Consider the following 11,196-nt stretch of genomic DNA (forward strand, 5'->3'; position numbering starts at 1 on the left):
GCGGTTGAGATAGCCGTAGATGTAAATCTTGAGCAGCGCCGCCGGATGATAGGCCGGGCGGCCTGTCGCCTGTGGGATGACCCTCTCGAACCCCAGAGCGCGCAGGTTGAGTTCGTCGACGAAGACGTCGATCACCCGCACCGGATTGTCCTCGCTGACGTACTCGTCGAGGCAGGCCGGGAACAAGGTGCCCTGGCTGCGCTCCTGGCCTTGGACAAACCGCTTCATCGCGATCCCTCCAGTCCGTGCCGACCCAACCAGATTACCAGATCCCGCGTTTTGACACACCCTCGACCCAGAGGAGACATTCGAGTGTGGCACGTCTCGTTGGGGGATCCTCAACCCGTGAGTTTCCATGTCCCTTGCGCCGGTTGCGGCAAGGCGGCTGGGCAGCAGCCAGAATGCAGCAGGCTAACATAAGTTAACAAAACCTTGCCGTCGGGGCAGCTTCCTGACAGATTGGACTTCTCCGGTCCGGTATGGTTCGGCACAAACAAGGACATCGCCTGAGGGGCAGGAATCGCAGCCGGCAAGCTGCCAAGCGTTGGCTCGATAGAGAGTAACGCTGGTGTTGCCGTGTGTCCCTGGGCGCTCCCATGATAAGCCGGAAACGCAAGCCTCCCCGTTCCGATCGCCGCCGCATGCTTCGGCTGGAGCGGCAGCTCCAGGCCATCGAGGCGGAGATCGCGCGCCGGGAGAAGGACGAGGGCTTGGGTCTGGCGACGCAGGATCACTTCATCCAGTGGCGGCGGCCATGCCTTTTCGCTCGCTGGTCGGCAGAACTTCAGTAGCCGCCAGCCCCGCCGATTTGCCCCCTCATGACTCCCGGACATCATCCATGAACCGACATTCGTTCAGTTTGCCTGTTGTCGTGTCCATTGAGACCGCACCCGGGCGCACGCGTCAGTACCCGATCAGGGACCTGTACAGGGCCATGGCTGTGATGCGCTGGTACAGGCTCAGGCCGGTCATGGACCTGCGTACCGTCAATCCTGGAATATGGCTGATCGCGACCGCAGCCCTGGCACGGGCCCACGAGCATCCGGATCCTGTGGCCGTCGAGCACGCCCGGGAGATGTTCGTGGTTCTGGCCAAAGCCGCAGGTATTCTCGCCGGCTTGTAGCGAGGAGGCCTCGCCCCATGAAGATCCTTCGAAGAACCCGGCCAAAATGGAGGCTGCGGATGGCTCTTTGTTCAGCGTCACGGCTTTCCGGCCGGCGATTGGGCCCGCCCGACCGAATAGCCCCCCTAGCGCCGCTGCACCACTACGGGCGCGAACGATTGCAATGAATGTTGCCATGACCGTCACACCTCTTCCACCGCCTCGGTGAACGGCAGGACCAGCACAGTCTCGCCAGCCTCGTTGGTGACCTCCAGCGTGCAGTCGAGCCAGTCCGGAATCGTGAAGGAGGGCGTCCCAATCAAATCGTGGGCAGTCTCAAGCGCCCGCACCTTCATCTCGATCTCACTCGGGATGTCCTCGCCTTCCTCGTCACGATAGAGGCGGCCATGATGCCGGATATTGAGGTGGTAGTGGGCCATGCTCAGGCCTCCGGAAACAGGCGGCGGTACTCCGCCTCAGGAACGCCATAGCTGCCGTTTGCGGCTTCTTCGAGCATCTCCCGGWCGCGAATGATGATGTGACCGCGCGTTGCCTTGATGGCTCCCGTGCCCTCAAGCGTCTGCACGGCGATGGTCACGCCCGAGCGACGCACCCCCAGCATCATGGACAGGAACTCGTGCACGAGAGGCAGATCGTTGCCGTCGAGCCGGTCGTGGCACATCAGCAGCCAACGGGCGAGGCGCTCCTCGATGGTGAAGCTGCCGTGCGACAACGCCGTGTAGGCGACCTGGACCTGGAAGGTCTCGATGTAGCGTAGGAGATGCTGGTGCAGCGACGGGCTCTGCCCGATAGCGTGCCGCAGCGCATCAGCGTCCATGCGCAAGGCCGATCCGGGAACCTGGATGAAGGTCTCATGCGGGCTTGTGTTCGCCCCGAGCAGGAGCGAGGTACTCGACATGCCGTCCCGCCCGAAGATGCCGACCTCGATGCGACGGTGATCGGCCACGGTCGCGACAATCGACCCGATGCTGTCCTCCGGGAAGTAGACGTGCCGGATCGGCTGGTTCGGCTCGATCATCATGTCACCGCGCTCCAACTGGACGGCCTCCAGGTGCGGCTGGAGCAGGGCCAGATCATCTGCCGAGAGCGAACGGAGCAGCTTGTTGCGAATGCCGGTGGGCTGGGGATGACCAACGATGGTGAGATGTGGAGGCTGGGGCATGGCTCGCCCTCTGTCTTGGGGCGGGAGTGCCTGCGTCACCTCTCGGTCGCTTGCGCCCGGATCAGTCGGCAAGCGATGTCTAAGATATGGGGTCGAAAGCCGCAGCAAACAACGAAAACCTCAAGCGATCTTTGTCTTTGTGCGCTTTATGACGGTTCTCGGGGTTCGGGTTCCCAACCTGCCATTTTGTCCGCAGAGTGCCACTCGTGCTCGTCCCATGGCTGTCTCGCCACGTCCTGGACGGTCGGGAAAGGATTGYAGTCATGCCGCATTCGCTGATCCGTCATCTCGAGCAGTTCGGTCCCCTCGTCGAGGCGGAGAAACAGGCGCTTGCCGGAGCCGCCACACGGGTCAGGGTCTTCGGCCCTGATGAGGATCTCGTGAGCGACGGCGATCATCCGACCGACTGCAAGCTGCTCCTCAGCGGCTTTGCCTGCACCTACAAGCTCCTGCCGGATGGCCGGCGGCAGATCCTGTCGTTCCAGATCCCCGGTGACATCTGCGACCTGCACGGCTTCTTCCTCGGCGCGATGGACCATGCCGTCGGCACGCTGACCCAGGGCAGCGTCGCGATCATCCCGCACGAAGTGCTGCTCGATCTCACGGACACCTATCCTCGTATCGCACGGGCGCTGTCACAGAGCACACTGGTCGATGCCGCGATCTTCCGCGAGTGGATGGTGGGCATGGGGCGGCGCTCGGCCCATGCCCGGATCGCGCATCTCCTGTGCGAGATGGGGCTGCGCCTGCAAGCGGTCGGCCTCGCTCAGGATGGCAGCTACGACCTGCCGGTGACCCAGGCGGAACTGGCCGATGCTTTCGGGCTGACGGGCGTGCATGTCAATCGGACTCTTCAGCAGCTTCGCCGTGAAGGCTTGATCACCTTGCGTGGCAGGACGGTCATGGTGCATGACTGGGACAGCCTGATGAGAGCCGGGGAGTTCCACCCGGGCTACTTGCACGTTGGGAGAGGCAGTGATGTCGACGGCCCCGCGCCACTTCGTGCGCCAGCCGGAGCCGAGGACGGTGCCAAGCCCTGGACTGTCTCAGGAGCACGCCGCTTCGCTCTGAGGGATCGGTGTTGAGACAYGTCGTTTTCTGCGGCTCTGTTTGACTTAGGTTAGAGCAGCCCGATGGCGGCRAGTGCAGATTGACCGATGGAACGGGGTGGTTCCGACCGTGGGTTCCTCAAGCCGCCCCGATCACATGCCCGCCCGGGCCGCGCACCCGCCGCGGCCTCCGCTGAAAGGGAGGCCAAGATCGAGAATCCGCTTGGGCTGAGACGGCCCCTCCCTCCTTCACGCGTTGGAGGCGCATGTCCCGGCTTTACAATCTGAGCCTTTTAACCGGATCATCCGGAACACCGTCAGTGACGTGTGACTTGCGGGTCACCACGGGCCCGTCGCCCAGCGACCGGGCCCGTTCCGTCGTGGCCATCCACTGCCACAGGCTTAACGGAATGACGCCACCTTTCGTCAGGGTTTTGCGCCTGAGCCTTGGGAGAGGCTTTCCACGGCCAGCGAGAGCGTGACCCGCCAGAACTCGTGGCCACCTTCGTCCTTGACGACAATCAGAAAGGTGCGCCGGTCGCCATCGGGCAGTTCGTCTTTGACGATGTCCGGCAGGGCCTTCTTGGCCTCGTCTTTCGCAGCCTCAATGCTCTCCAGCTCGACACCCGTGTAATCAGGCGTGAAGCAGTCACCGTCATGGATGTCGAAGAAGTAGCGAGGCATGGCGACTATCCCCCTGAAAGGATGCCTATCCTGCCAACTCAGGGGGAGCGGTTTGTTCGCCGTTCCATACCGGGTGTTGTGCGAATGGTGCAGGACGGGTCTAGGGCATTCAGGTCTTGGGCTTACGCAGGATCGGCTCGTTCTCCCCCGGCTTGGCGGTGCTGGTGTCAATCTCCAGAACCTCGGCAACCCGCTGCTTGCCACGCTCCTGCTCGATCCTAACCCGCACCGTGGTTCCCCGCGGCAGCCAGACGTAGCCGGCCTCCTTCAGCACCGACATGTGCAGGAAGGCGTCGCCGTGGCCGTTGCTCAGCGCGACGAAGCCGAATTGCTTGGCCAGGTCGAACCAGGCGACCGTCCCTGTTACCGTCATGCATGATCTCCACGGGCAGCAACGTCAGCATAGCGTGGCCGGTTTCACCGTCAGTGGAGGCTCATACGCCCTGAATGCAATTCAGTTCCAGACGGGGCGGGCCGGCATTCTGCCTCTCAAGTCGCCCATGTGCTCAGGACGCCAATCACCTGAGCCATCCTGTAGGGTTTCGAGAGGATGATCGCGCCGGGGACAGGCTGCATCTGCTCCGCATAACCCGTCACGTACAGCACGGGCAGGTCGGGGAAGCGCTCACGGTAGGCCCTGGCCACTACCTAGCCATTGGCTCCCGGCAGGCGAATGTCAGTCAGCAGGGCATCGACAACGATCCCAGCTTGCAGGAGCCTCAGAGCTTTCTCGCCGCCGGCAGCTTCGACGACCTCGAACCCGGCCTCTTCCAACCCCGCCAGAGCCATCTCGCGGACGAATGGATCATCTTCTACGACCAGAACTTTCATCACGTCCGCACTTGCTAAATTTCTTAATTGCAGAGGCTTGTAGCTCCATACGCACTTCAGTTCCATCAACGGCCTTATCCGAAATTCGCCGGTAAGCGATTGATCTGTGTAACACCCAGTGGGCCCAAGGCTCGGAGGGTCTCGAAATGGCACTGGGCGGACCTTAGCCGAAAGTCCGCATTGGCGGCGTGAGCTGACCTTCATAGCCAAGAGCGGAATGGCTCAGGTTGACCCTTTGCGGACATACATCAGCCCACCCGAACCCGTTGAAACGCGCGGGAGCAGGTCGTTTCGTCCAAGTTCTGCTAACAGCGACTTTGCCGCCACGCCATCGGGTCGTGTGCCACCGTCTCCCGCTTCAGCAGGCCTTGACCAGTCATACGGCCGCGATATCTCAGCTCGTCTTACCGGGGCAGGGTTGTGGACGACTATTTTGTGATTCAGCCGATGGGAGGCCTGTGGGTGGTCGTCAGCAGCGAGATCATCGTCGCCCGTTGCCCCACCGTGCCCGAGGCCATCAAGGTCGCCGTCCAGGTGGCCTCGCGCACGACAGGCTACGGCCGAAGGGTCAAGGTGCTGCTCGATGAGCCACGAAGAGGCCGCACGATCATCTGGGACTCGACGCGGGATGGGTATAGCGCCGCCTAAAGCCGTCCCCCGCTGCATCGGACGATCACCGTTGCATGACAGCCAATGGTCTCTTGAAAGGGGCACAGCGCTCTGGGAGTTGCCTTGCCGCTGCCCAGAACTCATGTAATCCCACCACACGGCATCGGCGGATCCTGCCGATGCCGTGTGGTGCCTTCTCGCTTCCTGCCTGAACCCCGTTTGGAACCTGTCGTGTTGATGCCTTCTGTTCGTCTGCACCGGCTGCTGCTCGTCGCCGCGCTGCTCGTGCCAGCCCTCGTGTTCGCGGCCGCCGCAGCCTGGAACCGGGCTGAGGTTCTGCGCGACAACGAGGAGACCATCACCCGCACGACGGCGATCCTGCACGAACACGCCCGCAAGGTGTTCGACACGGTCGAGCTCGTGATCGGACGGGTCGAGGACCGCACCCACGACATGTCCTGGGAGGAGATCGCAGCCCCTGAGACCAGCGCTTTCCTCCAGAGTCTCAAGGCCCCCCTGGAGCAGGCGGTCTCGATCTGGATCACGGATGCCACTGGCCATGTTCGTGCCGGCAGCCAGCCGTGGGACACCAACGTCACCGTTGACGAGCGCGAGTTCTTTCAGGCCCAGCGCGGCCGCGATGCCGGCACCTACATCAGCGCGGCGTTTGAGGGCAAGGCCACCGGCAGGTCGTCGTTCGCGGTCAGCCGCCGTCGCTCGACCCCCGACGGTCACTTCGATGGCATCATCCATGTGGCGCTCAGCCCTGAGTACTTCAGCCGCTTCTTCCGGGAGGCTGCTCCACCAGGACCCCATGCGGCGGCCCTGATCCGTGAGGATGGATCGATCCTCGCCCGATCTCCCGCGCAGGCGGCTGACAGCCGCCTCGGGCCGGATAACATCCTCATGCGCAGCATTGCAGCCCAGTCCGACGGAGGTGTGTTGTTTGGAACCTCCTCGACCGACCAGCGCGAGCGGTACTATGCCTATCGGCATGTGGGCGCCCACCCAGTCTATGTCGCCTTTGGCATCGATGCCGCTGTCGTGCTGGGACACTGGTACCGCAATCTGGCAGTCTATGGAGTGGTAGCGGCTCTGTCTGCCTTGATCCTGTGGCTGGTCTCCTGGCTGGCCCTGCGGCGGGCCCAAGCAGAGCAGGAGGCCCTCATCCAGCTTCGGCATGAGAGCGAACAGCGTCATGCAGCCGAGCAGCGGCTGTTGCAGGCGCAGAAGATGGAGAGCATCGGCCAGCTCACCGGCGGCATTGCCCACGACTTCAACAATCTGCTGGCGGTGATCCTCGGCAACCTCGATTTGCTGCGCAAGCGCATCAAGGATGACGAGCGCGCCAAGCGGCTGCTGGAGGGGGCGATTCAAGGTGCCCAGCGCGGCGCCGTGCTAACACAGCGGCTGCTGGCCTTCTCCCGCCGCCAAGAGCTCACGCCACAGGCCGTCGATGTGCCACAACTCGTGAGCGGCATGGCCGACCTGTTGGCGCGTGCCTTGGGCCCGAGCATCGAGATCGTCACCCGCTTCCCGGCTGGCCTGCCGCCGGTTAATGTCGACCAGAACCAACTGGAGATGGCGCTGCTCAATCTAGCGGTGAATGCCCGCGACGCCATGCCAACCAGCGGCACGATCACCGTCTCGGCGCATCAGGAAGACTTGGCTGAGGGCAACGTGCACGGCCTGAGCCGGGGAGCCTATGTCTGCGTGTCCGTGAGTGACACGGGGATGGGCATGGATGCAGCCACCTTGGCCAGGGCCATTGAGCCCTTCTTCACGACCAAGGGAGTCGGCAAGGGAACGGGCCTGGGATTGTCAATGATCCATGGGCTCGCCGTCCAATCCGGCGGCACCCTGATGCTGAAGAGCCAGGTTGGGAASGGCACGACGGCCGAGATCTGGCTGCCCCAGGGTGAAGCGGTGGCGCGAGCCGCTGCCAGCGACGAGCAAGCCCCTCCAGAGCATCGCACCTGCACGGTTCTGTTGGTCGAGGACGATGCGCTGGTGATGACCGCGACGGCTGCCATGCTGGAGGATCTCGGCCATACGGTGGTGGAGGCCTCGTCGGCTGAGGCAGCCCTGAGCATTCTACGGGAAGACACCTCGATTGATCTGGTGGTGACCGACCATGCCATGCCGGGCATGACAGGGCTGGAGCTGGCGGAGCGGATCCGGACGGGGTGGCCGACTACGCCGATCTTGCTCGCCAGCGGCCATGCTGAGCTGCCGGAACGGGCCGAGCTTGCTCTCCCGCGGCTGACCAAGCCCTTTCGTCGCGATGAGTTGGAACAGGCGATTGCGTCCATGGTCACGTCAGCCTGCGAGCCTGCCAACGTGGTGCCCTTCCGCAAGCCTTGATCAGGTGCCGACCGGCATGCCTATGATGCTGTAACGCCTGCGAGCACTCGCTCCTGCCTTTCTTGGATCTGCGTTGACTGCGTTGCCCCCGTAGCACGAAGGTCAGTTCCTGGCACGTTTGAGAACTTTGGCTAAGGACAGCGAATTCAGCCAGAGCAGACGTTCGCGAAGGGCAGGGGATCGGCGGAGAATGACCCAGAGCTGACTCTAGCTGGTCCGAGATCATATGCTTTGTACGTTACACGGTCTTCGCGAGGGTTCTGGCGTCAGCGGTCCTCGAAGTGCACTTCAGTATTCGGACCCCTACCAGGCCGGGCAAAACGCCAGCTTAGACTGGTTCGTTGCTGGCTCACCACCTGACGCGCCGACGGAGTCTTCCGAAGACGCTCGAACGCACCTTTATCCGGCTTCATAAAGAGTGTTATGCGAATTATGAAGACTTGTTTTCTGCGCGCGCGAGGCGTTCCGACAGAACCTGGATCAACTCGAAATGTTCTCTCCGAGCCTTCTCCGCGAGGTAACCGGAACCGACGCCCGCTAAGGCATTGATCTGCTTTTCCTCAAGCGCAATGCGTCGCCGAATGCTTTCGGGGGTGGTGTGCTTTGCCGCCTCTTTTTGCACCCATTTGGATGGTTGACCGTTTGGCCTAGGCATCAGGCCCTCAGGGTTGCTGCCCCAAAAGGTCAATCTGCTCCACGGAATAAGCAGGGCAATAAGCTGCTCTATCACATCTTCTCGGTGAGAGGGTTTCGCGTCTCATTCGGCCAAGCAAACTTGGCACTCGCGTGCCCCGGAAGCTCGTTCCATACAGGGGTTTATACGAACTTACCTATCCTGAACGAGCCAGTTACGGATGACGGAAATCACAACGAGCACCAGTGCGCCGGCGATGGAGGTCGCGCTGGGACGATGAAGGCTGGTCGACGGCAGCGGCCCGCCCTTTCCCTCCTTGCTCTCCCGACGCGCCGGGTCCGATGAGCCTCTTCGTTATGGGACCGGACTGTGCCATCGATCAGCGTCACTGGCGGAAGCGCCCGGTGGGGCGAAGAGCCTGATGGTCGAGGGACTCAGAGAGTGGAAGCCTGAAGATCAGTTCGTCCGCGGCATCCACGACCTCAATGGTGTAGTCGCGGGGATGCTGGCCGCACGCCGCGAACACGGCCATGATGTCTCGGGCCGCGCAGTACGTCTCGCGGTAGGCGGTCTCCACGTCAGGAAAGTCGAGCCCGAGTTCGTCGCGGCTCAGGTCCTGGCGTGTACCCCTGACGTGAAAGAAAAAGCGAGGCATGACACTCCTCTCATTCCCAGGGCGTGCCGGACGCGCCATCATGGTCCGCCCCCGGCGCACCTGCTTGTCGGGTTGGGACAATCACTTGGCATTTCTTGCCCCAAGGCCCTCGGGGTCCCTGCATATCGCGGCGACAGCTCCGTCGACGAGTGGGCCCAAAGGCCCGCAGCCATCCAAAATCCGGGGATGGAGCAGCGGGCCGGGCCAGGTCACGGCTTCGTCCGTGTCCCAAATTGCCAACGGGAAGTCCCAAGGTATCAAGCATGCCACGGTCCGGTTCATAGACTGGCGATCGACCAAATCAGCAGGAGACCGGAATGCGGAAGGGAATGATCGGCGTCGTGGCGGCCATGTTCATCGTTGGCGCGCCAGTAACCCATGCACAGCAAGCCAGCTCCGGCCCGGGCGGCACGCCTGAAAGCGGACGGCTGAGCCAGGCCGAGTTCAAGATGCTGACCGACATTCGGGTCGGGGTGATCAAGGCCGCGCTGCAACTCACGCCGGAGCAGGAGAAACTCTGGCCGGCCGTGGAGGAGGCGATCCGCGCCAGGGCCGAGACGCGCTCCCGCCGACTGGCCGCGCTGGGAGAGCGCATGGACCAGAAACGCGACGTCGATCCGGTGCAGCTTTATCGCCAGCGCGCCGATGTCCTGGCGGACCGTGCAGCGGGCCTGAGGAAGCTCGCCGATGCCTGGCAGCCGCTGTACCAAAGCCTCACGCCCGACCAGAAGACGCGGCTACGGCTCGTGACGGCACATGCGATCGCGGGGCTCCGGACCGCCATGGAGAACCGCCGCATGGAGCCGGATGACGAGGAGGACATCGAAGTTTGGGTGCTCCCTGATTGAGCGGATCCAGGAAAGCCCGCCTGATCGCGGGAGCAGGGACAGCGCAAGGGAGAGGATGCCCATCAGCTCCCTGTATCGTGCCAGACGGGCTTTGGGAGCGTTCATCGGGTCGCGCCTTCGCCCTGTCCGGAGTCTGCGCATCACGGCGTGAGGCCCACGTCATCGCGCTTCGGCAACAGCCCCGACCATCCAGTCGGCGATACGCGGCCAGAGATGACCGAAATGCCGCCATAGGGACACCCAGAAACGGTTGAAGCTCTACCGCAGACAGCGAGGTGTCCCTAACGGTTCAACCGCTGTCTCCAACGGTCAAGTTAGCCGCTCACGAACAGGGAATGATCCGCAGCCCTGAGGCTTCCGGTTCCCGCTCCCAAGTCTGAGTGCCCATCACTCCACGATGAGCGTCCGTGCTGAACCGACGGCTTGGAGACGATGAGGAAAGGAAGTCTCGGTGAGAAGTAGTGTGGTGAAGGTTCTGCAAATCGCCTGATCGGGGCGGTCATGGCAGGATGGTGATGTTCAACGTCACGCACTCCGAGAGGAGCCCCACCATGACCATCATCAAGGATAAACCTGCCGCCGCTGCCATCAAGGACCTTCTGAGCCACAACCCGGACGGGCTGCGCGAGATTGTCCGCGCCGTGATGCAGGAGATGCTCGAAGCCGAGATGACCGATGCCCTCCAGGCCGAGAAAGGCGAGCGTACCGCMKCCCGCCTCGGCTACCGCTCCGGCTCCTATACCCGCACCCTCATCACCCGGGTGGGTAAGCTTGAGCTGCGCGTGCCGCAGGACCGCGACGGCCGCTTCTCGACCGAGCTGTTCGAGCGCTATCAGCGTTCCGARCAGGCGCTGGTGGCCACGCTGGCCGAGATGTACGTGCAGGGCGTCTCCACCCGTAAGGTCAAGGCGATTACCGAGGAACTGTGCGGCCACAGCTTCTCGGCTTCTGCCATCTCGGCCATCAACAAGCGCCTCGACGASAGCCTGGCCCAGTTCGCCTCACGCCGGCTCGAGGAGCCGTTCCCGTACCTGATCCTGGATGCCCGTTACGAGAAGGTGCGTGAGGGCGGCATCGTCAGCTCGCAAGCCGTGCTGATTGCGGTGGGTATCGACTGGGACGGCCGGCGCCAGATCCTGGGTGTGGAGATGGCCAACCGGGAAAGCCAGTCCTCGTGGCGGACGTTTCTGCTCGGCCTGCGGGAGCGCGGGCTCTCAGGGGTCGAGCTGGTGGTGGC

General features: G+C 63.1%; 16 protein-coding genes. 7 read left to right on the forward strand and 9 right to left on the reverse strand.

Translation table 11 applies throughout. The features are described 5' to 3' along the window. The coding region (locus tag ACXJKO_RS26115; protein ID WP_457093971.1) for a transposase at positions 1 to 228 on the reverse strand (228 nt) is incomplete at its 3' end. A gap of 368 nt (positions 229 to 596) precedes the next feature. Here ACXJKO_RS26115 and ACXJKO_RS26120 point away from each other — a divergent pair. After that, complete coding sequence (locus ACXJKO_RS26120) at positions 597 to 791, forward strand: hypothetical protein (protein ID WP_457093972.1); 195 nt, start codon at positions 597 to 599, stop codon at positions 789 to 791. A gap of 47 nt (positions 792 to 838) precedes the next feature. Then, entirely contained in the window at positions 839 to 1,123 is a 285-nt protein-coding gene (locus ACXJKO_RS26125) for a hypothetical protein (RefSeq protein ID WP_457093973.1), read from the forward strand. A 182-nt stretch (positions 1,124 to 1,305) separates the two neighbouring features. On the opposite strand, the gene ACXJKO_RS26130 is transcribed toward ACXJKO_RS26125, so the two are convergent. Beyond that, the gene (locus tag ACXJKO_RS26130; RefSeq protein ID WP_457093974.1) at positions 1,306 to 1,542 is read right to left on the reverse strand and encodes a DUF6894 family protein; all 237 of its coding nucleotides are present in this window, start codon (positions 1,540 to 1,542) and stop codon (positions 1,306 to 1,308) included. Between the two features lie 2 nt (positions 1,543 to 1,544). Further along, positions 1,545 to 2,285: a Crp/Fnr family transcriptional regulator gene (locus ACXJKO_RS26135; RefSeq protein ID WP_457093975.1), complete on the reverse strand. Its 741-nt coding sequence runs from the start codon at positions 2,283 to 2,285 to the stop codon at positions 1,545 to 1,547. Between the two features lie 263 nt (positions 2,286 to 2,548). On the opposite strand from ACXJKO_RS26135, the gene ACXJKO_RS26140 reads away from it, so the two are divergent. Next, the gene (locus ACXJKO_RS26140) at positions 2,549 to 3,370 is read left to right on the forward strand and encodes a Crp/Fnr family transcriptional regulator (protein ID WP_457093976.1); all 822 of its coding nucleotides are present in this window, start codon (positions 2,549 to 2,551) and stop codon (positions 3,368 to 3,370) included. Between the two features lie 390 nt (positions 3,371 to 3,760). Here the strand turns inward: ACXJKO_RS26140 and ACXJKO_RS26145 are convergent, their stop codons facing one another. The 4 genes from ACXJKO_RS26145 to ACXJKO_RS26160 form a co-directional block, all read right to left on the reverse strand. After that, the gene (locus tag ACXJKO_RS26145; RefSeq protein ID WP_457093977.1) at positions 3,761 to 4,018 is read right to left on the reverse strand and encodes a DUF6894 family protein; all 258 of its coding nucleotides are present in this window, start codon (positions 4,016 to 4,018) and stop codon (positions 3,761 to 3,763) included. 109 nt (positions 4,019 to 4,127) lie between these two features. Continuing rightward, the gene (locus ACXJKO_RS26150) at positions 4,128 to 4,391 is read right to left on the reverse strand and encodes a cold-shock protein (protein ID WP_457093978.1); all 264 of its coding nucleotides are present in this window, start codon (positions 4,389 to 4,391) and stop codon (positions 4,128 to 4,130) included. 116 nt (positions 4,392 to 4,507) lie between these two features. After that, the gene (locus ACXJKO_RS26155; RefSeq protein ID WP_457093979.1) at positions 4,508 to 4,663 is read right to left on the reverse strand and encodes a hypothetical protein; all 156 of its coding nucleotides are present in this window, start codon (positions 4,661 to 4,663) and stop codon (positions 4,508 to 4,510) included. Positions 4,664 to 4,666: 3 nt separating this feature from the next. Beyond that, on the reverse strand, positions 4,667 to 4,915 hold the full coding sequence (locus ACXJKO_RS26160; RefSeq protein WP_457093986.1) for a response regulator: 249 nt from the start codon (positions 4,913 to 4,915) through the stop codon (positions 4,667 to 4,669). 354 nt (positions 4,916 to 5,269) lie between these two features. On the opposite strand from ACXJKO_RS26160, the gene ACXJKO_RS26165 reads away from it, so the two are divergent. Beyond that, positions 5,270 to 5,497 (forward strand): hypothetical protein, encoded by a 228-nt coding sequence (locus tag ACXJKO_RS26165; RefSeq protein WP_457093980.1) that lies wholly within the window; start codon positions 5,270 to 5,272, stop codon positions 5,495 to 5,497. 198 nt (positions 5,498 to 5,695) lie between these two features. Further along, on the forward strand, positions 5,696 to 7,822 hold the full coding sequence (locus ACXJKO_RS26170; protein WP_457093981.1) for a response regulator: 2,127 nt from the start codon (positions 5,696 to 5,698) through the stop codon (positions 7,820 to 7,822). 430 nt (positions 7,823 to 8,252) lie between these two features. Here the strand turns inward: ACXJKO_RS26170 and ACXJKO_RS26175 are convergent, their stop codons facing one another. Both ACXJKO_RS26175 and ACXJKO_RS26180 read right to left on the reverse strand, forming a co-directional pair. Beyond that, positions 8,253 to 8,552, reverse strand: a complete 300-nt coding sequence (locus ACXJKO_RS26175; RefSeq protein WP_457093982.1) for a hypothetical protein — start codon at positions 8,550 to 8,552, stop codon at positions 8,253 to 8,255. A gap of 289 nt (positions 8,553 to 8,841) precedes the next feature. Further along, positions 8,842 to 9,111 (reverse strand): DUF6894 family protein, encoded by a 270-nt coding sequence (locus ACXJKO_RS26180; RefSeq protein WP_457093983.1) that lies wholly within the window; start codon positions 9,109 to 9,111, stop codon positions 8,842 to 8,844. A 317-nt stretch (positions 9,112 to 9,428) separates the two neighbouring features. Here ACXJKO_RS26180 and ACXJKO_RS26185 point away from each other — a divergent pair, with 317 nt between their 5' ends. Both ACXJKO_RS26185 and ACXJKO_RS26190 read left to right on the forward strand, forming a co-directional pair. Beyond that, positions 9,429 to 9,959: a Spy/CpxP family protein refolding chaperone gene (locus tag ACXJKO_RS26185; RefSeq protein ID WP_457093984.1), complete on the forward strand. Its 531-nt coding sequence runs from the start codon at positions 9,429 to 9,431 to the stop codon at positions 9,957 to 9,959. Positions 9,960 to 10,510: 551 nt separating this feature from the next. Next, on the forward strand, positions 10,511 to 11,196 hold a 686-nt coding region (locus ACXJKO_RS26190; protein WP_457093985.1), incomplete at its 3' end, for an IS256 family transposase.

The sequence above is a fragment of the Microvirga sp. P5_D2 genome, from assembly GCF_054049475.1.

Excerpts from the sequence above, each read along its gene's own strand:
- ACXJKO_RS26140 (WP_457093976.1), top strand. The coding sequence starts at position 2,549 with ATGCCGCATTCGCTGATCCGTCATCTCGAGCAGTTCGGTCCCCTCGTC.
- ACXJKO_RS26120 (WP_457093972.1), top strand. The coding sequence starts at position 597 with ATGATAAGCCGGAAACGCAAGCCTCCCCGTTCCGATCGCCGCCGCATG.
- ACXJKO_RS26125 (WP_457093973.1), top strand. The coding sequence starts at position 839 with ATGAACCGACATTCGTTCAGTTTGCCTGTTGTCGTGTCCATTGAGACC.
- ACXJKO_RS26185 (WP_457093984.1), top strand. The coding sequence starts at position 9,429 with ATGCGGAAGGGAATGATCGGCGTCGTGGCGGCCATGTTCATCGTTGGC.
- ACXJKO_RS26180 (WP_457093983.1), bottom strand. The coding sequence starts at position 9,111 with ATGCCTCGCTTTTTCTTTCACGTCAGGGGTACACGCCAGGACCTGAGC.
- ACXJKO_RS26150 (WP_457093978.1), bottom strand. The coding sequence starts at position 4,391 with ATGACGGTAACAGGGACGGTCGCCTGGTTCGACCTGGCCAAGCAATTC.
- ACXJKO_RS26145 (WP_457093977.1), bottom strand. The coding sequence starts at position 4,018 with ATGCCTCGCTACTTCTTCGACATCCATGACGGTGACTGCTTCACGCCT.
- ACXJKO_RS26130 (WP_457093974.1), bottom strand. The coding sequence starts at position 1,542 with ATGGCCCACTACCACCTCAATATCCGGCATCATGGCCGCCTCTATCGT.
- ACXJKO_RS26160 (WP_457093986.1), bottom strand. The coding sequence starts at position 4,915 with ATGGAACTGAAGTGCGTATGGAGCTACAAGCCTCTGCAATTAAGAAAT.